The 22,735-nt window shown below is 71.6% G+C and carries 19 protein-coding genes, 2 tRNA genes and 1 pseudogene; 4 read left to right on the forward strand and 18 right to left on the reverse strand.

The features are described from left to right. Positions 1 to 114 precede the first annotated feature (114 nt). The 6 genes from ACFWJX_RS32025 to leuS all read right to left on the reverse strand — a co-directional run bounded on the left by ACFWJX_RS32025 (position 115) and on the right by leuS (position 9,789). Positions 115 to 1,026 carry an arylamine N-acetyltransferase gene (locus ACFWJX_RS32025; protein WP_383249827.1) on the reverse strand — a complete coding sequence of 304 codons (912 nt, stop codon included), beginning with the start codon at positions 1,024 to 1,026 and terminating at the stop codon, positions 115 to 117. Between the two features lie 4 nt (positions 1,027 to 1,030). Further along, the gene (locus tag ACFWJX_RS32030) at positions 1,031 to 3,742 is read right to left on the reverse strand and encodes a ComEC/Rec2 family competence protein (RefSeq protein ID WP_383249828.1); all 2,712 of its coding nucleotides are present in this window, start codon (positions 3,740 to 3,742) and stop codon (positions 1,031 to 1,033) included. A 143-nt stretch (positions 3,743 to 3,885) separates the two neighbouring features. After that, a complete protein-coding gene (locus ACFWJX_RS32035; protein ID WP_383249829.1) occupies positions 3,886 to 4,914 on the reverse strand; it encodes a helix-hairpin-helix domain-containing protein in 1,029 nt (342 codons plus the stop codon). Positions 4,915 to 5,024: 110 nt separating this feature from the next. Then, the gene (locus ACFWJX_RS32040) at positions 5,025 to 5,870 is read right to left on the reverse strand and encodes a DegV family protein (RefSeq protein ID WP_383249830.1); all 846 of its coding nucleotides are present in this window, start codon (positions 5,868 to 5,870) and stop codon (positions 5,025 to 5,027) included. Positions 5,871 to 5,963: 93 nt separating this feature from the next. Next, the gene (locus ACFWJX_RS32045; RefSeq protein ID WP_383249831.1) at positions 5,964 to 6,707 is read right to left on the reverse strand and encodes a hypothetical protein; all 744 of its coding nucleotides are present in this window, start codon (positions 6,705 to 6,707) and stop codon (positions 5,964 to 5,966) included. Between the two features lie 205 nt (positions 6,708 to 6,912). Continuing rightward, the gene (gene leuS, locus ACFWJX_RS32050) at positions 6,913 to 9,789 is read right to left on the reverse strand and encodes a leucine--tRNA ligase (protein ID WP_383249832.1); all 2,877 of its coding nucleotides are present in this window, start codon (positions 9,787 to 9,789) and stop codon (positions 6,913 to 6,915) included. A 413-nt stretch (positions 9,790 to 10,202) separates the two neighbouring features. On the opposite strand from leuS, the gene ACFWJX_RS32055 reads away from it, so the two are divergent. Continuing rightward, positions 10,203 to 11,495 (forward strand): cytochrome b/b6 domain-containing protein, encoded by a 1,293-nt coding sequence (locus ACFWJX_RS32055; RefSeq protein ID WP_383249833.1) that lies wholly within the window; start codon positions 10,203 to 10,205, stop codon positions 11,493 to 11,495. Continuing rightward, the gene (locus ACFWJX_RS32060; protein ID WP_383249834.1) at positions 11,492 to 13,102 is read left to right on the forward strand and encodes an NADH-ubiquinone oxidoreductase-F iron-sulfur binding region domain-containing protein; all 1,611 of its coding nucleotides are present in this window, start codon (positions 11,492 to 11,494) and stop codon (positions 13,100 to 13,102) included. Before ACFWJX_RS32055 ends, ACFWJX_RS32060 begins: the two co-directional genes overlap by 4 nt. A 123-nt stretch (positions 13,103 to 13,225) precedes the next feature. Here ACFWJX_RS32060 and ACFWJX_RS32065 read toward each other — a convergent pair. The 3 genes and pseudogenes from ACFWJX_RS32065 to ACFWJX_RS32075 form a co-directional block, all read right to left on the reverse strand. Then, a tRNA-Ala gene (locus ACFWJX_RS32065) sits at positions 13,226 to 13,298 on the reverse strand. 116 nt (positions 13,299 to 13,414) lie between these two features. Beyond that, positions 13,415 to 13,648 (reverse strand): hypothetical protein, encoded by a 234-nt coding sequence (locus tag ACFWJX_RS32070; RefSeq protein WP_003976229.1) that lies wholly within the window; start codon positions 13,646 to 13,648, stop codon positions 13,415 to 13,417. 246 nt (positions 13,649 to 13,894) lie between these two features. Then, a pseudogene (locus ACFWJX_RS32075) lies at positions 13,895 to 14,690 on the reverse strand (MFS transporter); the annotation flags it as partial. Between the two features lie 37 nt (positions 14,691 to 14,727). Between ACFWJX_RS32075 and ACFWJX_RS32080 the strand changes: the two are divergent. Continuing rightward, entirely contained in the window at positions 14,728 to 15,069 is a 342-nt protein-coding gene (locus ACFWJX_RS32080; protein WP_383249835.1) for a hypothetical protein, read from the forward strand. Between the two features lie 72 nt (positions 15,070 to 15,141). On the opposite strand, the gene ACFWJX_RS32085 is transcribed toward ACFWJX_RS32080, so the two are convergent. From ACFWJX_RS32085 to ACFWJX_RS32115, 7 genes are all read right to left on the reverse strand, one after another. Then, positions 15,142 to 15,214, reverse strand: a tRNA-Ala gene (locus tag ACFWJX_RS32085). Positions 15,215 to 15,331: 117 nt separating this feature from the next. Beyond that, positions 15,332 to 16,015 (reverse strand): histidine phosphatase family protein, encoded by a 684-nt coding sequence (locus ACFWJX_RS32090; RefSeq protein ID WP_383249836.1) that lies wholly within the window; start codon positions 16,013 to 16,015, stop codon positions 15,332 to 15,334. Next, on the reverse strand, positions 16,015 to 16,458 hold the full coding sequence (rsfS, locus tag ACFWJX_RS32095; protein WP_383249837.1) for a ribosome silencing factor: 444 nt from the start codon (positions 16,456 to 16,458) through the stop codon (positions 16,015 to 16,017). The genes ACFWJX_RS32090 and rsfS overlap by 1 nt, the downstream gene beginning before the upstream one ends. Positions 16,459 to 16,570: 112 nt before the next feature. Continuing rightward, on the reverse strand, positions 16,571 to 18,439 hold the full coding sequence (locus ACFWJX_RS32100; RefSeq protein ID WP_383249838.1) for a LytR C-terminal domain-containing protein: 1,869 nt from the start codon (positions 18,437 to 18,439) through the stop codon (positions 16,571 to 16,573). Between the two features lie 16 nt (positions 18,440 to 18,455). Next, the gene (gene nadD / locus ACFWJX_RS32105; RefSeq protein ID WP_266456678.1) at positions 18,456 to 19,094 is read right to left on the reverse strand and encodes a nicotinate-nucleotide adenylyltransferase; all 639 of its coding nucleotides are present in this window, start codon (positions 19,092 to 19,094) and stop codon (positions 18,456 to 18,458) included. A gap of 79 nt (positions 19,095 to 19,173) precedes the next feature. Further along, the gene (locus ACFWJX_RS32110; protein WP_383249839.1) at positions 19,174 to 19,338 is read right to left on the reverse strand and encodes a hypothetical protein; all 165 of its coding nucleotides are present in this window, start codon (positions 19,336 to 19,338) and stop codon (positions 19,174 to 19,176) included. Between the two features lie 134 nt (positions 19,339 to 19,472). Beyond that, entirely contained in the window at positions 19,473 to 19,634 is a 162-nt protein-coding gene (locus ACFWJX_RS32115) for a hypothetical protein (RefSeq protein WP_383249840.1), read from the reverse strand. A gap of 140 nt (positions 19,635 to 19,774) precedes the next feature. Between ACFWJX_RS32115 and ACFWJX_RS32120 the strand changes: the two genes are divergently transcribed. Next, a complete protein-coding gene (locus tag ACFWJX_RS32120; protein WP_383249841.1) occupies positions 19,775 to 20,881 on the forward strand; it encodes a M48 family metallopeptidase in 1,107 nt (368 codons plus the stop codon). An 82-nt stretch (positions 20,882 to 20,963) separates the two neighbouring features. On the opposite strand, the gene ACFWJX_RS32125 is transcribed toward ACFWJX_RS32120, so the two are convergent. Beyond that, a complete protein-coding gene (locus ACFWJX_RS32125) occupies positions 20,964 to 22,037 on the reverse strand; it encodes a hypothetical protein (RefSeq protein WP_383249842.1) in 1,074 nt (357 codons plus the stop codon). 88 nt (positions 22,038 to 22,125) lie between these two features. After that, positions 22,126 to 22,734 carry a hypothetical protein gene (locus tag ACFWJX_RS32130; protein ID WP_383249843.1) on the reverse strand — a complete coding sequence of 203 codons (609 nt, stop codon included), beginning with the start codon at positions 22,732 to 22,734 and terminating at the stop codon, positions 22,126 to 22,128. Between the last annotated feature and the right edge of the window lies 1 nt (position 22,735).

Below are 22,735 nucleotides of genomic sequence, written 5' to 3' on the forward strand. Positions count from 1 at the left end.
GTCCACCGAGGCCGGAGCCCAGGTCTGCCTCGGGGACGATCCGCACGTCCAGCCCGACCCGACGCCCGGCCCCGCCACGGCGATCCCCCGCGCCGGCACCGTCAGCCGGTCCCCTCAGGCCGTATCACCTCCTCGCGCCACCGGCACCCGCTCCAACGCGATCCCGAACCGCTCCCGGTACACGCCCAGCACCTCCTCGTCCCCCGCCAACTCCCGCTCCTCGCTCGCCCCCTGCGGGTCCGTCACCTTCAGTCGGTGCCCGCTGAGCGTGATCCTCCCTCCGTCCTCCGTGACCCGCGAGCACACCGGCGACCGCGTGAAGTGCGACTCCGGCGAAGTGCTGTGCCACCACGCCCCGGCCACGAAGTCACTCAGCACCCGGGGCCGCACCTCCAGCCGGTACACCCGCCTGTCGTCCCGGACGACGTCCACGTCGGCCGCCCCCGCCACGCCGCCGCCCTGCCGCGCCGGCCGGCCCGCCCCGCCCTTCACCCCGGCCGCGTCCGCACCGGCCTCCACGATCCGGAAGACACCGCCGGGATCCTCCTGTTTCCCCCGGTGCTCGAAGCGGAGCGGGTAGTGGCTGTGCGCCCCGAACCCCACGTCGGCCAGCCACTCCCCCGCGTCCACCGTCCGCACCAGCAGCGCGAGATGGTCGTACGGGATCCCGAGCCGCCCCTCGTCCCCGTAGACCCGGCCGGCGAGCGGTGTCACGTCGAAGCCCAGCGCCGTGAGCAGCGCGCCGAAAGCGCCGTTCAGCTCGTAACAGAACCCTCCCCTCCCCGTCATGGCGACCTTCTCGACCAGCCGTCTCTCCTCCAGCACGATCGCCTCCCCCAGATGCACCGACAGGTTCTCGAAGGGCACGGTCCGCAGGTGCCGCAGATGCAGCTCCCGCAGGACGTCGGCGGTGGGCCACGCCGGGTACGCGACGCCGAGCCGGCGCAGATAGGCCTCGACCAGCGGCGCGTCGAGCGGGGACGTGGCGGTGGTGGCCTGTGCGGAATCGGCCTGTACGGAATCCATTCCCTCAGTCTCCCGCCACCCGCAGCTCCGTGCCCGTACCCGCGACGGCCAGCGCTCCGTCCCGATCGGTCCGCAGCACCACCGCCCCCGTGGCCCGCAACGCCGCGACGGTGCTGGGAGCCGGATGTCCGTACGGGTTGTCCGCCCCCGCCGAGATCAACGCCAGGCGGGGCGCCACCGCGCGCAGGAGATCCGGGTCCTGATAGGCCGAACCGTGATGGGCGACCTTCAGCACGTCCACCCCGCCCAACCGCGCCGCCGCCGGCGACCGCGCCAGCGCCTGCTGGGCCGGCGGTTCGAGGTCCCCGAGCAGCAGCATCCGCATCCCGGCGGACCGCACGAGCAACGTCACGCTCGCGTCGTTCGGCCCCTCCGGTTCCGGCACCTGCCGGGCCGGCGGCCACAGCACCTCCCAGTCGAGGGGACCCAGCCGCCGCCGCTCCCCCGCCACCGCCCGCACCAGGGGAACCCTGCGGGCCTCGGCCTCCTTCCGCACGAACGCCACCTGGTCCACCGGCTCCGCGAACCCCGTCGTCTCGATGGCGCCCACGTCCCGGCCCCGCAGCACGCCGGGCAGCCCCGCCACGTGATCGGCGTGGAAGTGGGTCAGTACGACGAGCGGGATCCGGGTGACGCCCAGCCTGCTCAGGCACCGGTCGACCAGGGCCGGGTCCGGGCCGGCGTCCACCACCACGCCGGTGCCCTCACCGGCCGCGAGTACCGTCGCGTCACCCTGGCCCACATCGCACATGGCAAGCCGCCAGCCCGGTGGCGGCCAGCCCGTGAGCATCCGGGTCAGGGGAGGCGGCCGCACCACCGCGAGGAGGAGCAGCGCCGCGCAGGCCGCGCACAGCCACGGCCGCCGCAGCAGCCGCCTCCCCAGCAGCACGGCCACCACGGTGGCGAGGGCGAGCAACAGCGCCCCGCCCCAACTGCCCGGCCAGTCCACTCCGGCGCCGGGCAGCGCCGCCCCGGTCCGCGCGACACCCGCGATCCACTCGGTCGGCCAACTCGCGAACCAGGCCAGCGCCTTCGCCACCGGCATCGCCCACGGCGCCGTCGCCAGGGTGGCGAACCCCAGCACGGTGGCCGGTGCCACGGCGAACTCCACGAGGAGGTTGCACGGCACGGCCACCAGGCTCACCCGAGCGGACAGCACCGCCACGACCGGCGCGCACAGGGCCTGCGCGGCTCCCGCCGCCGCCAAGGCCTCCGCGAGCCGCGGCGGAACCCCGCGCCGCCGCAGAGCTGCACTCCAGCGCGGCGCCAGCGTCAGCAGGGCCCCGGTGGCCAGCACGGACAGCAGGAACCCGTAACTCCGGGCCAGCCAGGGGTCGTAGAGCACCAGGAGCAGGACCGCCGTCGCCAGCGCCGGGATCAGGGATCTGCGGCGACCGGTCGCCAGGGCGAGCAGTACGACGGCTCCGCAGGCCGCCGCCCGCAGCACACTCGGGTCGGGCCGGCACACGACGACGAATCCGAGCGTGAGCACCCCGCCCAGCAGCGCGGTCGTCCGGAGTGGGATGCCCAGGCGGGGTGCCAGGCCGCGCCGCTCCACATGCTGGGCCAGGCCGGGCGGTCCGAGGAGGAACGCGAGCATGATCGTGAGGTTGCTCCCCGACACGGCCAGGGTGTGGGCGAGGTCCGTCTCCTTGAACGCCTCGTCCAGCTCGGGCGTGATCCGTGAGGTGTCGCCGACGACCAGCCCCGGCAGCAGCGCCCGCGCGTCCGCCGACAGCCCGTCGGTGGCTGCCCGCAGCCCCGCCCGTAACCGGCCCGCGGTGCGCTGCGCCGCCGACGGCTCCCGCACGACCGCCGGCACCGCGCGTCCACCTCGGTCCCGCACCCGCAGCACGGCCGCGATCCGGTCCCCACCCGTCAGCGCGGGAGCCAGCCGCCCCGTCACCCGCACCCGGGTGGACGGCAACAACCCGAGCCACGCCTGCCTGGCTCCCCGGCCTACAGCCGCCGGCCCTTCCCCGCCCGTTCCCGCTCCCGTCCCCTCGCTCTCCCGCTCTCGGACGTCCACGATCACGAGGACCGGCGCCCGGGTCGCCACCCCGGCTGGCCCGCCGCCCACCGCAACGCTCCGCACCTCCCCGTTGATCAGCACCGAATCGGGGGTCATGTGGTTCCCCGTCACCTTGGGCCGGGCAAGCCGCGGGTCGGAGGTGAGTTCGACATCGGCGGTGACGGTGGCGTACTCCCTCGCCAGCAACGGCACCGGTCCTCTCCGTAGATCGGCCCCGTGCAGCCCCGCGGACATCCCGGCCGCGGCCGCGCAGAGCAACACCGCGGCCCCGGTCATCCGCGACCACCCGTACCGAGCACCCGTCGGCCGACCCGGCGCTGGACCCGGCGGCCGACCCGGCGCACTCCCTCGCGATCGGCCCCTCGGCCTGTGCATCGACCGGTCCCTCGACCCGTCCCAGGACCGCTCGCCGCGGACCGGCGTCCTGTCTCTTGCACGGTCCGGCAGCGCACCGGCGCCAACCGATGCCCGCCCTCCCCGCGCCCGGCTCCCCCACCCACCCAGGAGCACACCGGCCACGATCACGCAGACGAGCGCGACGCTACCCACCAGCCGGGGCGAGGCGTCCAGCATCAATGCCGCCGTGGCCCAGGCCGCGAGCGCCGGTGGTACGAGCCGCAGATCGACCGGCCCTTCCTGACGCGGGTGGGAAGCCCCGAGCCGACTCCCGGAAGCGGCGTGCACGGCTCGGCGCGCACGTGGTGGGGCATCGGTCCCGGCCGGCGTTCCTGGCCCAGCCCCGTCCACCGCCACGGTCCCGTCCGTCACGGTCCCGTCCGTCACCAGGTCCGCCCGCCGAGCCCTTCCGCCCGAAGTCCCCTCTCCCCTCATGGCCGCACCAGATTCCGCAGGTCGGAGAATCGTCGCTCGCCGATGCCGTTGACCTCACGCAGCTCGTCCACCGAACGGAAACCACCGTGCTGCGTCCGGTAGGCGACGATGTGCTGCGCCAGCACGGGCCCCACTCCGGGCAGCGTGTCGAGTTGGTCCACGGTGGCCGTGTTGAGGGAGACGGGAGCCGGCGGCCCCGCTCCCACCGCGCCGCCCCCTGATCCGCCTCCCGCCGCCGGGCCGCCGACCCCAGGCGGTCCACCGACGACCACCTGCTCCCCGTCCACAAGGAACCGCGCCCGGTTCAGACCGTCGGTGTTCGTTCCCGGCCGCACCCCTCCGGCCGCGGTCAGTGCGTCGACCACACGCGAACCGGCCGGCAGCCGATGGATACCGGGGTCGCGGACCTTGCCGCTGACGTCGACCACGATCTCCGCCCCCGCCGTGCCTGCCGCCCCACCCGGCGCCGAAGCCGAAGGAGAGGGCTCGATCGGCCCGCCCCGCTCGTCCACTCCGTAGGGAGCGGCCGCCTGCACCACCTCGGGGGCCCGCACGGGCTGCGCGCGGCCGGTCCAGAAGTGCTGGACGGCGAACGCGGCTACGGCGACCACCACGACGGCCAGCGCGAGCACGCTCCTGCGTTCCAGCCCGCACCGTGCCTGCGCCCACACCGGCAGCCGCTCCCGCAGAGCCAGCCCGGCCCGCTCCCGCCAGCCCCCCGGCCCACGGGTCACCCCCGTACGGTCACCGTCCTCGGCCGCGGCACGGTCCTCGCTCACGAGTCCGGCCGTACCGCCTGCGTCGCCGCCGTCTCCCGGCGGCCCCATCCCCAACTCTCCCCGCTCACCGCCCCGTTCCCCGAACAACAGCTCCGCCCGGCGGCGCAGCTCCTCCGCCGATGCGTGGCGGTTCCCCACCCGGCTGCGTGCCGGTGACCGTCGGTGTCGGACGCGTCCGTCGGAGCCGGGCCTGCGCCCGGGTCCGCTCGTCGCGGTGGTCGTCCGTGTGCGTGATCGAAGTGCCATGCCACGAGGATGGGACACTTCGCGGAACCGCGATGATCTTGCTCGGTTTCCGGGGACAGCCGCCCTGTTGTGGATAACTCAGCCACCCGCAGGAGTGGGCCGACCGCTCCTTACCGAGCCGAAACCACAACTCCCAGCAATCCGGGCCCGGTGTGTGCGCCGATCACCGCACCGACCTCGCTCACATGCAGCTCCACGAGACCAGGCACCCGAGCCCGCAGCCGGTCCGCCAGGGCCGACGCCCGGTCGGGGGCGGCGAGATGGTGGACGGCGATGTCCACCGGTGCGCTGCCCGCCCGGTCGGCGGCGAGTTCCTCGAGGCGGGCGATCGCCTTCGACGCCGTGCGCACCTTCTCCAGGGGCTCGATGCGCCCGCCGTCGAGCTGGAGCAACGGCTTGACCGCGAGCGCGGAGCCGAGGAGGGCCTGGGCGGCACCGATGCGGCCGCCACGGCGCAGATAGTCGAGGGTGTCGACGTAGAAGAAGGCGGAGGTGCCGGCGGCTCGTTTCTCCGCGGCCGTGACCGCTTCGTCGACCGTGCCGCCCGCTTCGGCCGTCCCGGCCGCCGCGAGCGCGCAGAATCCGAGCGCCATCGCGATCATGCCGGTGTCCACCACCCGCACCGGCACCGGCGCCTCGCGGGCCGCGAGGACCGCCGCGTCGTGGGTGCCCGACAGTTCGGCGGACAGGTGCAGCGAGACGATGCCGGTGGCGCCGGCCTCGGCGACGCGGCGGTAGGTCTCCGCGAAGACCTGGGGGCTGGGGCGCGAAGTGGTGACGGAGCGTCGCTTCTGGAGTGCCTGGGCCAGGGAGCGGGTCGAGATCTCGGTGCCCTCTTCGAGTGCCTGGTCGCCGAGGACGACGGTCAGAGGCACCGCGGTGATGCCGTGGCGCTCCATCGTCCGCTGCGGCAGGTAGGCCGTTGAATCCGTGACGATAGCGACATGGCGGGACATGAGCTGGAGGTTACCTGCCGTATCCGCAGGAGGGGAGCCCGGCCCTCGCGACCGGTCGGCCCTTGACCGGATCAGTACCGCGCTTGACGGGCCTCAGGTGGTGCTCTCGGGCCGGGGCTTCTTCTGCCAGGGGTAGGTGGGACGCGGCCCCGGCGGAGTGATGGCGGGCCGGGCGGGAGGCTCCGCCGCGCGCGAGGCGGGCGTCTCCGGCCAGGTCTGTCCACCGGTCGCGCTGTCGGCGGCGGGCGCCTCGGGCCAGGAGGGCGATGCCTGCGCCTGTGCGGGGTCGTCCGCGGTGGTCCAGTGGCGCAGGGCGCCGGCCTCGAGGTCGATCTGCGCGTGGAGGGTGTCCAGGTCGTCGTCGGCGAAGCGGCGGGCCCGGTCGCGGGCGGCCCAGCGCAGCGAGTCCGCCGACGACGTGACCCGCTCGGTGCGCTCGCGCAGCGACGGCAGCCGCTCGACGAGGGTGGCCCGGTCGGGCTCGGACTCCAGTCGCTTGAGTTCGTCGTCCAGTTCGCGGCCGTGCCCGCTGAGGCGCGCGAAGAGGGCGAGGGACTCCTTGAGGGACTCGTCCTCGGCGACGCCCGCCTGAAGCGCCTCCTGGGTGGCCCGCATGGAGGTGCGGAGCTTGAGGCGGAGCTGGGCGATCTCCCCGGCCGGGCCGAACTGCGCGAAGGACTTGGCCCGCAGGGTGTGGTCCTCCACGGTGCGGCGGGCCTGGGTGATGGTGCGGTCCACGCCGCGCTTGGCGGCGCCGACGACCTTCACCGTCGCATAGGCACCCACCGCCAGGAAGAGCACGAAAAGCAGGGCAAAGATCGCGATCACTGCTTCCACGAGCTCCTCCTCCGGTCCCGACGCGGCACACCGCGCGCCGCTCTTCAACGGTAAACGCTACGGGCAGGCCCGGAGTTCCACCGGAACCCCGATCCTGCCCGTAGGGGACTACCCCGAAGCGCGCACCGGCCTCAACGGCACCCGCGCCCGCGGGCCTCACGCACCGGCCTGAACCGCACGCGCCCGCGGCCCTCGCCCACGTTCATCAAGCGGGCACGATGTTGACCAGCTTCGGCGCCCGCACGATCACCTTGCGGATCCCGGTGCCGCCCAGCGCGCTGACGACGTTCTCGTCGGCCAGCGCCACCTTCTCCAGCTCCTCGTCGGAGATGGCCGGCGACACCTCCAGGCGCGCCTTGACCTTGCCCTTGATCTGGACCACGCAGGTCACGGTCTCGTCCACGACGTACGCCGGGTCGGCCACCGGGAAGTCCCGGTGGACGACGGAGTCGGTGTGGCCCAGCTTGCGCCACAGCTCCTCGGCGATGTGCGGGGCCAGCGGCGCGACCAGCAGCACCAGGGACTCGGCGACCGTGCGCGACAGGGGGCCGCCCGCCTTGGTCAGGTGGTTGTTCAGCTCGGTGACCTTGGCGATGGCGGTGTTGAAGCGCATGCCCTCCAGGTCCTGGCGCACGCCGTCGATGGCCTTGTGCAGGGCACGCAGGGTGTCCTCGTCCGGCTCGGTGTCGACGACGGTGATCTCACCGGTCGCCTCGTCCACGACGTTGCGCCACAGACGCTGGAGCAGCCGGAACTGGCCCACCACCGCGCGCGTGTCCCACGGGCGCGAGACGTCCAGCGGCCCCATCGCCATCTCGTACAGGCGCAGGGTGTCGGCGCCGTACTCGGCGCAGATCGCCTCCGGAGTGACCGCGTTCTTCAGGGACTTGCCCATCTTGCCCAGCAGCCGGGAGACCTTCTCGCCCTGGTAGTAGTAGGCGCCGTCGCGCTCCTCCACCTCGAGGGCCGGTACGGCGATGCCTCGGCTGTCACGGTAGACGTAGGCCTGGATCATGCCCTGGTTGAACAGCTTGTGGAACGGCTCCGCGGAGGAGACGTGTCCCAGGTCGAACAGGACCTTGGACCAGAAGCGCGCGTACAGCAGGTGCAGCACGGCGTGCTCGGCGCCGCCGACGTACAGGTCGACTCCGCCGTGCGGCTGCCCCGCGCGCGGGCCCATCCAGTACTGCTCGATCTCGGGGTCGACGAGCTTCTCGGAGTTGTGCGGGTCCAGGTAGCGCAGTTCGTACCAGCAGGAACCGGCCCAGTTGGGCATGGTGTTGGTCTCGCGGCGGTACTTGCGCGGACCTCGGCCGTCGCCCAGGTCCAGGGTGACGTCGACCCAGTCCTCGTTGCGCGACAGCGGCGTCTCGGGCTGGGTGTCCGCGTCGTCCGGGTCGAAGGTGCGCGGCGAGTAGTCCTCGACCTCCGGCAGCTCCAGCGGCAGCATCGACTCGGGCAGGGCGTGGGCGATGCCGTCCTCGTCGTAGACGATCGGGAAGGGCTCGCCCCAGTAGCGCTGACGGCTGAACAGCCAGTCGCGCAGCCGGAAGTTGACGGTTCCCGCGCCGACGCGGGACCGCTCCAGCCACTCGGTGATGCGCTCCTTGGCCTCGGCGACGCCCAGGCCGTCCAGGGAGACCTGGTCGTTCGAGGAGTTGATGATCTTCGCGTCGTAGGAGGCGAAGGCGTCCTCCCACGTCGAGGTGTCGGTGCCCCGGCCGTCGGTCGGCTCGACGATGCACTGGATCGGCAGCTCGAAGGCGCGCGCGAACTCGAAGTCGCGCTGGTCGCCCGCCGGCACGGCCATGATCGCGCCGGTGCCGTAGCCCATCAGGACGTAGTCGGCGATGAAGACGGGGATCTGCTCGCCGGTGACCGGGTTGGTCGCGTACGCGCCGATGAAGACGCCGGTCTTGTCCTTGGCCTCCGCCTGGCGCTCGACGTCGGACTTGGAGGCGGCCTGCGCGCGGTACGCGGCGACGGCCTCGGTCGGGGTCGCGTGGCCGCCGGTCCACACGTCGTGCGTGCCCTCGGGCCAGGCGTCCGGAGTGAACTTCTCGACCAGCGGGTGCTCGGGCGCCAGCACCATGTAGGTCGCGCCGAACAGGGTGTCGGGGCGGGTGGTGAAGACGGTGATGTGCTCACCGTCGATCGGGAAGTCGACGCGGGCGCCCTCGGAGCGGCCGATCCAGTTGCGCTGCTGGAGCTTGATGGCCTCGGGCCAGTCCAGCGCGTCCAGGTCGTCCAGCAGCCGGTCGGCATAGGCGGTGATGCGCATGTTCCACTGGCGCAGCTTGGCCTTGAAGACCGGGTAGTTGCCGCGCTCGGAGCGGCCGTCGGAGGTGACCTCCTCGTTGGCCAGCACGGTGCCCAGGCCGGGGCACCAGTTGACGGGCGCGTCGGAGGCGTAGGCCAGGCGGTACTCGCTCAGGACGTCGGCGCGCTCGACGTCGCTCAGCTCGTGCCAGGTGCGGTCGCCGGGCAGGCCTCGCTCACCGGACTCGAACCGGGCGACCAGCTCGGCGATCGGGCGGGCCTGCTTCGCCTCCTCGTCGTACCAGGAGTTGAAGATCTGCAGGAAGATCCACTGGGTCCACTTGTAGTAGTCCGGGTCGATCGTGGCGAACGACCGGCGCTTGTCGTGGCCCAGGCCCAGCCGGCGCAGCTGGGACTTCATGTTGTTGATGGCGGCTTCGGTGGTGATCCGGGGGTGCTCACCGGTCTGCACGGCATGCTGCTCGGCGGGCAGGCCGAAGGCGTCGAAGCCCAGGGTGTGCAGGACGTTGTGGCCGGTCATCCGCTGGTAGCGGGCGAAGACGTCGGTCGCGATGTAGCCCAGGGGGTGGCCGACGTGCAGGCCCGCACCGGAGGGGTACGGGAACATGTCCATGATGAACTTCTTGGGCCGGGCGACGACCGCGGGGTCGCCCGCGAGGTCGCCCTTCGGGTTCGGCGCCGCGTAGGTGCCGTCGGCGTCCCAGGCGTCCTGCCAGCGTGCCTCGATGTCGGCTGCCATGGCGGCCGTGTACCGGTGCGGCGCGGCCACCTCGGCGGTGGCAGCGGGGTTCGTCTCGCTCATGTCCTCAAAGCTCCATCGATCGTCTCTGCCAGCGGCTGCCACTCAGGAAACGAAAAATCCCCTCGCACAGGAGGGGACGCCGCGCCGATTCCGAACCATCCGGTTCTCCGGCGTTCGGGACTGATCAGCGCGGCTCGCTAAGCAGAAGGCGTACGGCACGCATGGCCTCAGGGTACCGCAGGGCTTGAGCAAGCCGCGACGCGCTTGCGTATGCCTGGTCGACACGTACGTACCGCGCCGCAACTGAACCAAGGTCAGGGATTACTTCGCGTAACAGCCACTAAGGGACACCGTCGTGACCACATTGTCCTTTGATAACAACGCAATAACTCAAACCTCGTACCCATCGGTATGGCGCCCACTTAGAGTTCGGCATCGGGACCGCTTTCCCGAAACTGCTCGGAGTTGCCCCCATGAACCCTCGTCGTAGTAACAGCTCGCTCCCCCAGCCGGGCCGGTCGGCCTATGGGGTGGCCTCCGCTGTCGTCCTGCTTCTCATACCCGTGGTCGTGCTGGTCGGAGGCGACCAGTTCCGCGAGTTCCTGAACTTCGGCGCGGGCGTACTGTCCCTCGTCTCGCTCAGCTGCTCGGTGATCTGGGGCCTGGTCGCCCAGGACCGGATCTTCCTCAACACGCGCCAGCGGCTCATCGGCCAGGCCGTGCACCGGACGACGGCGGTCGCCTCGATCGCGTTCCTGCTGCTGCACATCACCACGAAGATCGCACTGGACCACACCCAGTTCATCGCCGCGGTCATCCCGTTCTCGCTCGGCGTCACCGGGACCGCCGGCCTGATCGGCCTCGGCTCGCTGGCCGGACTTCTGATGATCTTCGTGGGCGTCACCGGCGCGCTGCGCAGCCGGTTCGCCTCGCCGGCGCCGGTGGCCGCCCGCTGGCGGGCGATGCACATGCTGGCCTACCCGGCCTGGTGCGCAGCGCTGATCCACGGACTCTACGCGGGTCGCGCGGCCAAGCCGATCTTCGTGATCCTCTACAGCCTGTGCCTGCTGGGCGTCATGGCCGCCCTCGCGCTGCGCTCCGCGCCGCGCCCTTTCAAGCGCCAGGTCGCCGACCGCATCGCCGCGGTCCTGGGCAGCGACGAGCCGGCCGGCCGCGACGGGCTGGACGCGAGCCGGGCCCGGATGTCCGAGTCCCAGTCGCTGCCGGGCTACGAGAGCCGCCCCGCCCGTGGAGCCGGCCCGGCGGGTTCCGGACGCATGGCGCCGCCGTCGTCGCCCCTGTTCGACCCGCCCACGCCCGAGCCCGCGAACGGCTTCGCGGCCGCCTACCGTGCCGTCTCGACGCCCCCGCGCGCGGACCAGTCGTTCGGGGCCGACCAGACCGCGCGCATGGACCTGTCGTTCGACACGCAGGCCACCGCGGCCGTCCCGCGCGTGGACAGCGGCGGCAGCACCTCCGGCAACTGGCCGATCCCGTCCCCGCCGCCGGTCGGCGAGGCCCCGCAGTCCGTCTACGACCCGCTGCAGGACACGGGATTCAACATCCCGGTCTATGGCAATCCGGGCACCGGCGGATACGGCGGGAGTGACGTGTACGACACCGGTGAGACAAACACCCGGTATGACGCGTACAACCCGAACGACACGTACAACAGCGGTCCCGCCGATGAACCACCCCCCGGGGCGTCCTTCGACGCGCCGGGTTCGGGCGAACCTTGGAACACGCCTTCCGGAGGCTATAGGTGAACGAGGCCCTGCCCGACGTCCCAGAAGTCCGCGTGGTCGGCCTTCCGCAGCTCACGTCGGGCTTCGACCTTGTCGAGAGACTCGATCTGCCCATGCATCTGAAGGTGCACGGGCCGCTTGAACCCATGGGCGGGGAGAAGCTCGCGCAGCTCTCCGAACGCATCAACCTGAAGGGCCGCGGCGGCGCGGGCTTCCCCTTCCACAAGAAGCTGCGCTCCGTCGCCGACGCGGCGATCAAGCGCGGCGTACGGCCGGTCGTCGTCGTCAACGGCAGCGAGGACGAACCGGCCTGCCGCAAGGACACGGTCCTGATCAACCGTGCCCCGCACCTCATCCTGGACGGCGCGCTGCTGGTCGCCGAGGCGCTGGGTGCCCGCACGCTCGTGGTGGCGGTCACCCGCGAATCGACCCAGCGTTCCATGGAGGCCGCCCTGGCCGAGCGCGGCCTCAGCAACGGCCGGCGCTCGGCGCTGAAGGCGTTCGTCCAGCGCAATCCGATCCGCATGGTCACCGGCGCGGCCGCGTCCGTGGTCCGCTCCATCGACGGCGGCCCGGCAATCCCGCCCGGCCGCAAGGTCAGCGCCTCGCAGAACGGCGTCGGCGGCGCCCCGACCCTGCTGTCCAACGCCGAGACATTCGCCCAGCTGGCCATCGGCGCCCGCATCGGCCCGGAGCGCTACGGCAACACCGGCCTGTACGACGAGCCCGGCACCGTCATGCTGACGGTCTCCGGCGCGGTCGCCCGCCCCATGGTGATCGAGGTCCCCACGGGCGTCCCGCTGCGCTACGTCCTCCAGCTGGCCGGCGCCCCGCCGGTCCCGCAGGGCGTGCTGACCGGCGGGTACCACGGCAAGTGGATCGACGCGGCGACGGTCAACGAGGCGGTCGTCTCCCGCAACTCCCTGGACGCGGTGGGCGGCGCGCTCGGCGCCGGCGCGATCCTGCCGATCAGCCAGGAGACCTGCCCGCTGGGCGAGTCGCTGCGCGTGGCCCAGTGGCTGGCCGAGGAGAGCGCGGGGCAGTGCGGTCCCTGCTATCTCGGCCTGCCGGCCGCGGCGCGCGGCCTGGAGGACATCATCAACGGCGGCGGCCCGGCCGCCCTCGAAGCGCTCAAGCAGGTCGCCAAGAACGTGAAGCGGCGCGGTGCCTGCTCGCACCCGGACGGCTCCGCGATGTTCCTGGAGTCGACCATCAAGGCGTTCACGGACGACCTGGCGGCTCATGTCCTCGGCAATGGCTGCGGACGGCCCGTGGAGGGCGTTCTGCCGCTCTTCGAGGGCGGCATGGCCCCCGCGGGCATCTCGGCCGGCGGAGCGCCCGAGGACGGCGCCGACAGCCGTCAGAAGATCTTCGTGGACTGGACCCTGTGCCGGGGACACGGTCTGTGCGCGGACATCCTCCCGGAGGTCTTCCAGCTCGGCGCCGACGGCTTCCCGACGGTCGCGCAGGCGAAGGTGCCGCGTTACGCGGAGGCGAAGGCGCTGCGCGCGGTGCGCCGCTGCCCGGCGCTGGCCCTGCGGATCGAGGAGGACACGCGCGCGAAGGAGCCCTCCCGCAACCTTCCGGTGCTCTCCCAGGGCCGCGGCCGCCGCGCCCTGGGCCGCTGATCCCGTACGCCACCGAGAGGGGCCGTCCGACGGCGCGCGGCCCCTCCGCCCGGTTCTCGCCGCACGCGCGCGTGCGCACGCAAAAAGATCCCGCCGGATCTTTCGATCCGGCGGGATCTGCTGTGGAGCTAAGGAGAATTGAACTCCTGACCTCCTGCATGCCATGCAGGCGCTCTACCAACTGAGCTATAGCCCCTCGTGGTGTCCGCCGGGCTTCCCTGGCGGCGACGCCAACATTACACGGTCCTGGGGGTGCACCACCAAATCGTTTCCGCTCTGCCCGATTCCCTCCGGTTATGCCCGAAATGACGCTCAGGCAGTGACGAACGAGTAGAAGCGTTTGAGCGTGCAGTGCTCCTCGAGGAGCCGGCCGTAGATCGGCTCGCCCTCCAGTTCCCGGTACGTCTCGATCGGGTCGCCTTTTATGATCAGCGCCCGCGCGCATTCCTCGCACCAGTACTGGTAGTCGGGATTGACCGGCTCCATGTCTCGGACGATCGGGGTGCCACTGCCGCACCAGTCGCACTTTCGCCTGTGTGCACCCATCGATCAGCTCCAGCTGTGGCCGCAGGCCGTGCACACGTAGGAAATCCCGCCGTTGTCACCGAGGACCTGGGCCACGAAAGCGGAACCGCAGGAAGGGCAGCTGAGCCGGGTGGCCGTGTTCCGTGTCACCGCTGCTTCGGAGAGGTGACCGCCCTCTCCGAGGATGCTCGCAGGCATCGCAACTCCCTCCCGTCGGGCCGCGCCCCCTTCCGGCCGTTTGATTCTGCCACGGCCGGGCCAATACGGTCAGCGACGCCTCAGTACCAGTCCGGACACGGCACCGAGCGCGGCTGCCGCAGCGAGCGCGAACATGCATGTGAGAAGCGCTCCCGAAGAGGTATACGCCTCCAGGGCCCCGAGTGACTCAAGCCGGTTCGGGAAGAGTGCGCCGAAGGCCGCGACACCGATCAGCTGCCCGAGCTGCGTGACCGCGGCGAGCAGCCCGCCGGCGTCCGCCGCGTCCTCGGGACGTACGGCGGCCGGGGCCCGGGTGAGCGTGGGGCTGAACGCCGGCGCGAGCCCCACCCCACTCCGGCGTACGCGGGGTACACCCCCACGCCCCGTGGTCACCGCCCTCCAGGGCGAGGCCCACTCCCGCCACGGAGACCGCGGTGAGCGTGAACCCGGCCGGGGCCGGCGCCCGTTGCCAGGCGGCGGGCCATCTGCGCCAGGTCAGACCGACCACGCCGAAGACGACCGCGGTCGGGACGAAGGTCAGACCGGCGCGCAGCACGCTGCAACCGAGGCCCGCCTGGACGTGCAGGGTGAGAATGAACGGGAAGCCGCCGTTGACCGCCATGACGGATCCGATGCGCAGCACGGCGAGACCCATGCCGGGGTTGCGCAGCACACGAGGCGCGATCAACGGGGAGCCACCACGCCGCGCGAGGCGGGACTCGTAGCCACAGAGCAGGGCGAACAGCAGCGCGCCGACGGACGGCGACAGCCAGGACCACAGCGGCCGGTCCTCCTCCTGGCCGAGCACGAGCGGGACGGTGACCAAGCAGACGCCAGCGTCGAGCAGGACGAGGCCGGACACGTCCGGGACGCCGACCAACGCGCTGTGGGCGCTGTTCACGGTGGCCGAGGAGGACTGTCCGCTGCTGTTCGGGGATGCGGAACTGCCGGTGATGGTGGCGACCATGCGGGCCGCGTACGGCGTGCATGCCGGCGAGCCCGTCCGGGAGGACTTCATACGCGCGCTGTCGGCGGCGAGCCCGCTGTTCGCGCGGTTGTGGGAGTCCGGTGACGGGGCGCAGCCGGGCCGCCGGGCGAAGGTCTTCCGGCACGCCGCGGTCGGCGAGCTGCGGATGACCTCCATGTCGCCGTCGATCAACGGCATGCCGGAGTGCCGGATCGTGGTCCACACCCCGGAGGACGAGGAGACGGCACGGCGGACGGAGTTGCTGCGCGGGCAATGAAAAAATCCCGCCCCCTGGGGGACGGGATCTTCTCGAAACCGATCTTTGACAACTCAACAGAGTGTCGACCAGTGGAGCTAAGGAGAATTGAACTCCTGACCTCCTGCATGCCATGCAGGCGCTCTACCAACTGAGCTATAGCCCCTCGTGCCACGCGACCGGAGTCACATGGTGTTTCGCCCCGCTCGGCGGGGCGAACAAGAAGAACTTTAGCCTGCGACCTGCCGGAAAGTGAAATCCGGGTCCGGGTCGCCCTTGGCACTCAGTCGTCGTCGCCGAGGACCGGCTCCGGCAGTGTGCCGGCGTTGTGCTCGAGCAGCCGCCAGCCGCGGGCGCCCTCGCCGAGGACGGACCAGCAGCAGTTGGAGAGGCCGCCGAGGCTCTCCCAGTTGTGCGCCTCCAGGCCGAGCAGGCGGCCGATGGTGGTGCGGATCGTGCCGCCGTGGCTGACGACGACGAGCGTGCCGTCCTCGGGCAGCTTCTCGGCGTGCCGCAGCACGACGGGGGCGGCGCGGTCGGCGACCTCCGACTCCAGTTCGCCACCGCCGCGGCGGACGGGCTCACCGCGCTTCCACGCGGTGTACTCGTCGCCGAACCGGGAGACGATCTCCTCGTGCGTCAGCCCTTGCCAGACGCCCGCGTACGTCTCGCGCAGGGCCTCGTCGTGGCTCACCTCCAGGCCGGTGAGCGCGGCCAGCTCGGCGGCCGTGTTCGCGGCGCGCTGAAGATCGGAGGCGACGATCGCGTCGGGCTTGAGGGAGGCCAGCAGCCGGGCGGACCGGCGGGCCTGGGCCACGCCGGTCTCGGTCAGCGGCACATCCGTGGTGCCCTGGAAGCGGCGCTCCACGTTCCACAGGGTCTGGCCGTGTCGCCAGAGGATGACGCGCCGGCCGCGGCCCGGCGTCCGGCCGGCCGCAGGTGCGGCCTCGGCACCCGGTGTGGTCATTACCAATCACCACCCGGCTCTGCGGCGTCCTCGGCGGCCTGGAGCTTGGCGTGTTCCTGGGCCTTGCCCCGGGTCGCCTTGGCGTCGGCGGGCAGGTCCAGCTCGGGGCAGTCCTTCCACAGCCGCTCCAGGGCGTAGAAGACGCGCTCCTCGCTGTGCTGGACGTGGACGACGATGTCGACGTAGTCGAGCAGGACCCAGCGGGCCTCGCGGTCGCCCTCGCGGCGGACCGGCTTGACGCCGAGTTCCTTCTGGATGTGCTCCTCGATCTCGTCGACGATCGACTTGACCTGGCGGTCGTTGGGAGCGGAGGCCAGGAGGAAGGCGTCCGTGATCGACAGCACGTCGCTGACGTCGTAGGCGATGATGTCGTGCGCGAGCTTGTCGGCAGCCGCCTGGGCGGCGGTCCGGATGAGCTCGATGGAGCGGTCAGTGGCGGTCACTACATGGCTTTCCGTCGGCGGTCGTTTGACCTCAAGGGTCTCACGGCCGCCGACGGCACCCCACGCGAATACACCCGGCCCGGCGTGACCGGGGACGTGACCGGGCTCCCGGCTAGGACGCCGAGCGCTCGTAGTCCTTTCCCAGGACGACCGTCACGTCCGCGTTCGCCGGGACCGTGCCCTTCGCCACCGCGCTGTCGGGGAGGCCCAGGGTCTTGGCGACCTCGGTGGCGTTCTCCTTGTCGGCGGCGTCCGCGTAGAGCACCTTGGACGCGGACGCGGTGTCCGACGCCGTGCCGCCGTCCAGGAAGGTGAAGCCGCCGTTGAGGAGCACCACGCGCGCGTCCTCGGTGGTGGCCCTGACTCCGCTGGCGTTCTGCACGGAGACGCTGACCGCCGCGTCCTGGGCGGGGCTCTTCGCGGTGCCGCCCAGGACGTCCTTGACCACACTCGCACTGGCCTCGGCGCTGAGCGTGCCGTCGGCCTGGACCGGCAGCAGGGCGGTCTTGTAGTCGCCGCCCTTGGCGAGGTCGGCGAGGTCGGCGAGGAAGGCGCCGAGGTCCTTGTCGGTGAGCGAGGGGTCGAGGATCTGCGCCAGCGTCTGCACGGTGACGGTGGCACCCTGCGGGTCGGACGACACCTTGCGCAGCACCGCCTGCATGACCTGGCCGAACCGCTTCAGCTGGGCGTTCTGGGCCTCGCCCTCGGCGCGGTAGGTGGCGTAGGCGACGGCCATCTTGCCGCTCAGGGTCTGGCCCTCGCCCTTGTTCACGAGCGGGGCCTGGCCCTTCTTCTTGGCGGCCGGGTCGGGCACGGCGGTGTCGGTGTCGACCTCGATGGCGCCGACGAGGTCGACGAGGTTCTGCAGATAAGGGGTGTCCAGCCGCCAGGTGCCCTGGATCTCGGTGCCGAGAACGGTGTCCAGCGACTCGCGCGTACCGGCGGAGCCGTCGCCGTCGACGGATTTGGCGAGGGTCGTCGTGGTGCCGTCGTCGGTGGTGACGACGAGCGAGTTGGGCAGCAGGACGGTGGTGCCCTGCTTGGTGGTCGTGTTGTCGACGAGCAGGACCGTGGACGTACCGCCGCGGGCGGTGTCGTGCAGGTGGACCACGATCACATCGCGCTTCTGGGCGGCGGGGGCGGCCGTGGTGCCGGTCCTGGAGTCGTCGGACGACGACAGTCCGGGCAGCTTCCCGGCGTACCAGAGGTAGCCCACGCCGCCGGCCGCGGTCAGCGCGAGGACGACGACCAGGGCGACCAGGCGGCTGCGGGCGCGGCGCTTGGCCTCCTCGCGGCGTTCGGTGCGGTTCTCGGTGAAGTTCAGCCAGTCGATGACGTCCTCGGAGTCACCGTCGGGATCCTCGACGAACGCGAACTGCTCGGTGTGGTAATCCCGTCGGGACTCCGCGGAGGCGGAGGTGTCCTCGTCGGTCTGGTGGGCCTCATCGGCCTGGGCCGGTCCGGTCTGCTGCGGGATGTAGGCGGTCTGCTCGGCGACACGGGGCTGCTGCCCGCTGGTGGCGGTCTGCCCGTAGGGGTCGTACGGGGCCGAGGTCCCGCCGCCCTGCTGCACGCGCGTGCCGGTGCCGTAGGGCTCCTGGACGGGAGCCTGCCGGCCGGTGTCGTACGGGTCGTAGGCGGGCGTGGGCGGCTGCTGACCGGTGTCGTACGGGTCGTAGGCGGGCGTGGGCGGCTGCTGACCGGTGTCGTACGGGTCGTAGGCGGGCGTGGGCAACTGCTGACCCGTGTCGTACGAGGGGTAGGCGGGCGTGGGCGACTGCTGACCCGTGTCGTACGAGGGGTAGGCGGGTTGCTGCTGACCGCCCTGGGCGTACGGGTCGTAGCCGTAGCCCTGCTGCTGCCGGTACGGGTCGTAGGCCTGCTGGGGCGGGACCTGGCGGTACACAGGCTGCCCGTACTCGTCGTAGCCGACGAGTTCGTACGGGGCCTCCCCGTAGTCCGCGTCGTTTCGGTCGTTCACCGGTGCCCCTCTCGGCTCACTCGCCGCGGTACAGCTCGCGCTTGTCGATGTAGCGCACGACTCCGTCCGGCACCAGATACCAGACGGGGTCGCCCTTGGCGACTCTCGCGCGGCAGTCCGTGGAGGAGATGGCCAGTGCGGGGACCTCCACGAGCGAGACGCCGCCCTCGGGGAGGCCGGGGTCGGCGAGGTTGTGGCCGGGCCGGGTGACCCCGATGAAATGGGCGAGGGAGAACAGCTCCTCGCTGTCCCGCCAGGTCAGGATCTGGCCCAGGGCGTCCGCGCCGGTGATGAAGAAGAGGTCGGTGTCCGGATTGAGGGACCGCAGGTCGCGGAGGGTGTCCACGGTGTAGGTGGGTCCGCCGCGGTCGATGTCGATGCGGCTGACCGAGAACTGCGGGTTCTCGGCGGTCGCGATGACCGTCATCAGGTACCGGTCCTCGGCCAGGGAGACCCTGCGGTGACTCTTCTGCCACGGCTCGCCGGTCGGGACGAACACGACCTCGTCCAGGTGGAACTGCGCGGCGACCTCACTGGCCGCCACGAGGTGCCCGTGGTGGATCGGATCGAACGTTCCGCCCATGACTCCCAGGCGGCGCTTGCCCGGGTTCGACGGGCCGTTCGACGGACCGGTAGGCATGTCCTGCTCTCCCATGCGTGCAGACCCTACCGGCCCGTCCTGAGGGCACCGGTGGACGCGTGCCCGGAGTGCCCCGCTATGAACACGGTGTCCCTCAGCGGTCGCGGTTGAAGCGGGTCGTGATCCACAGCAGGAGCATCAGGATCAGGAAGGCGGCGCCACCGGTGACCAGCGGGCTCAGGCTCTCGTGGTTGCCACCGTGCTCCTCGCCCTCGGCGGCGAGGGTGACCAACTGGGCAGCGGCGCTGTGGAAGCTCATCTTCGGCAGGACCTATCCGATGGAGGGCGGGATAAAGATGTCGGCCCATCGTAAGCGGGCGCCTCGGCACGCCACACGCCGACTCCACCGTTGGGGAGGGCGGTGCGGAAGTGAGGGGGAACCTTCCCGGCGGCTCAGTCGTCTTTCCGCTTGTAGCCCCGCAACAGGAACCAGGCTGTCAGCACACAACCCAGCACCATCACGATCAGTACGACCCGGAGCAGGTTCCCCGAACCTTGCTGCTGCGCGGCGCCGGCGGCCTGCGCGATCCAGGCTGCTGCGGGGGTGTGCTCCATGGCGCGGGACTCCTTCGGTGTAGTGCCCGTCCACCGTAACTCCGCCTAGGGTGGGCCCTGCTTCGGGGGCGCAAAGGGCTTCACAAAGGTCCGCAAAGGACCACACATACAAGGGCCATACACACGCACTTGGGGGATGGATGTCCGACGACGGCCACGAGCACAACGGTCACGAGAACGTGCCGAGCAGGCAGCGCAAGCGCTTTCCCGGCATCTCCTCGCGTGCGTACGAGCACCCGGCCGACCGCTCGGCCCTGGTGGCGCTGCGCAAGCTGAGCGGTTTCGACACGGTCTTCAAGGCGCTCAGCGGGCTGCTGCCCGAGCGGAGTCTGCGCCTGCTGTTCCTGTCCGACTCGGTCCGCGTCTCGGACCAGCAGTTCACGCATCTCAACGACATGCTGAGGGACGCCTGCTACATCCTGGACCTGGAGAAGGTCCCGGCGATGTACGTCAACCAGGACCCGCAGCCCAACGCGATGTGCATCGGCCTCGACGAGCCGATCATCGTGGTCACCACGGGCCTGGTCGAGCTGCTCGACGAGGAGGAGATGCGGGCGGTCATCGGCCACGAGGTGGGCCACGCCCTGTCGGGGCACTCCGTGTACCGCACGATCCTGCTGTTCCTGACGAGCCTCGCCCTCAAGGTCGCCTGGATCCCGCTGGGCAACATCGCGATCATGGCGATCGTGACCGCGCTGCGCGAGTGGTTCCGCAAGTCGGAGCTGTCCGCGGACCGGGCCGGCCTGCTGGTCGGGCAGGACCTGACGGCCTCGATGCGCGGCCTGATGAAGATCGCGGGCGGCAACCACCTGCACGAGATGAACGTGGACGCGTTCCTCAAGCAGGCGGAGGAGTACGAGGCCGGCGGTGACCTGCGCGACTCCGTGCTGAAGATCCTCAATGTGCTCCCTCGCTCCCACCCCTTCACCACCGTGCGTGCGGCCGAGCTGAAGAAGTGGGCCGAGTCCCGCGACTACCAGCGGATCCTCGACGGCCACTACCCGCGTCGTGGCGAGGACAAGGACACCTCGGTCTCCGACTCCTTCCGCGAGTCGGCGTCGCACTACGCCGATCACGTCAAGACGTCCAAGGACCCGCTGATGAGGCTGGTCACCGACATCGCGGGCGGGGCGGGCAACCTGGGCGGCCGGGTGCGCCGCGGCTTCGACGGCTTCACCGGCGCCGCGCCCGGCACCGCACCGCCGAAGGACCGGCCCACGGACGCGCCCCCGCGCGACGAGGACTGAGGACCGACACGACGCGGTCCCGTGAGGCACCTCGTCCCCGCCGCCGCTCGACCAGCTCGGACGACTTGGTAGTCCGGGCAGCTCAGACCCTCGGCTGTGCGCTCGCCGCCAGTGATCCGCAGAGCGGCGTCGCGCCGCCCGTGGCGTAGGGGTCGGTGCCGGCCGGGCCGCCCGCTCCGGCGGTCTGGCCGGCGAGCAGCGGGCGCAGGTGGTTCGTGGAGTCCTCGGCGCAGGAGAGCGGGCCCGCCTGGACGTAGGAGACGATCAGCTGTGTCTGGCGCAGCCGCAGGGCGTCGCGGTCGAAGCGGAACTGCAGCTCGCGTCGGACGGTGAACAGCGAGACCGGGGCCTTCTCGTCGGCCCCGGTCGGCCGCAGGGCGTACACGAAGGTGTGGTCGGCGGTGACCTCGAGGGTCGACGCGTCGGTCTCGGAGGCCTGGAGGGTGCCCTGGACCCGGATCCCGCGGTCGGCGAGTTCGGCTCGGGCGGGGTCGAAGCGTACGAGCCATCCGGTGGGCGCGTGCCGTCCGTCGGCGGCCGGGTGGGTGAAGCTCTGGTCGAACTGGTCGAGCTGATCGGGATCGAGCAGCATCCGCACGGGCCGGACCTGCTGCCCGGTGAGCACCTCCGGGTAGAGCGAGGACCGCACGATGTAGTCCTTCGCGGTGGTCAGGGCGGTGACGACCTGGCTGTCGGAGAAGTGCGCCGTGCGCCGGGAGGGCGGCAGCGGGATGCCCTCGGCCCCGATGCGGTACTGCGCGGCGGGACTGTGCGCGTACAGGTAGGCGGGGTCGGCGGTGCCGGGCACGGCGCCCTGCGGGGCGAGCGGGATGACGGTCGTCCGCAGCGGCTCGACGGCCCGGCGGGCGGCCGGGTTCTGGTACGGGTGGCGGACGCCCATGTAGATCGCGGTGCCGAAGGCGAGAGCGATCAGCAGCACGAGGGCGAGGGCCTGCCGGGGCAGGCCGCTGCGGCGCATGGGCGGGCGGCGGCGTACGGCGGGAGCGTGGTCGGCGATGCGCTCCTCGGCGGAGTACTCCTGGAGGCGGGCAGCGCGGACGAACGATTCGTCGAAGACGACGGATCGGTACTCGTCCTCGCCGCCACCGGGAGTTCCCTCGGGTGCCCCCTCCGGTGGCTCTCCGGGCCCGCCCATACTTTGAGAGTAGGTCGCCGGGACCCCGGGTAAACGCCCCGCTGCGCGACAAGTTCTGACAGGTTCTCACCCGGCGGGCGGCGCTCCCTCAGGGCGTGCGCGGGACGGCCGCGACGGGTGACCGGGACCGATCGGTGGAGCCGGACGGAACCGGCCCGGCTCCTTGTTCCAGCCCGGTCGAGGCGGGCGAGGGGAGCTGGTCACGGTTGCCCGAGGAGGAGGCGCCCCGATAGACCGCGGCGAAGGCCAGTACGACCATGCCGACGCCCATGACGACGGCGAGCATCCAGGCGACCGGCCGGTGCCAGCGGACCTGCTTGCCGTACGGTCCGAAGCCGCCGTACCGGCGGTCCCAGGCGTCCTGATCATCCGGATCGTCGGAGTCGTCCAGATCCTCGTGGTCCGGATCATGGCCGAATTCGCCGAGGCCGTAGAGATCGTCGTAGCGGTCGCCGCGGGCGCGGCGCGCTTCCGCCTCGGAGGCCTCGGCTCTCGCCTGCGCGGCGGCCAGGAGGCGCTCGACGGCGGTCGGCTCGTGCACCGGTGCCGCCTGTACGAAGGCCTCGTCGAAGACCACGGAGGCGAACTCTTCGTCCGACACCCCGCGGTCGTGGTCGTCGTCGGGCTCCCAGCCGTCAGGGAACGGCGTGCCCCCCACGTCCTCCGGCACGGATCCAGAGTAGACCTGGGGGGTCATT

The sequence above is a fragment of the Streptomyces sp. NPDC058335 genome, assembly GCF_042723915.1.
Classification (GTDB): domain Bacteria; phylum Actinomycetota; class Actinomycetes; order Streptomycetales; family Streptomycetaceae; genus Streptomyces.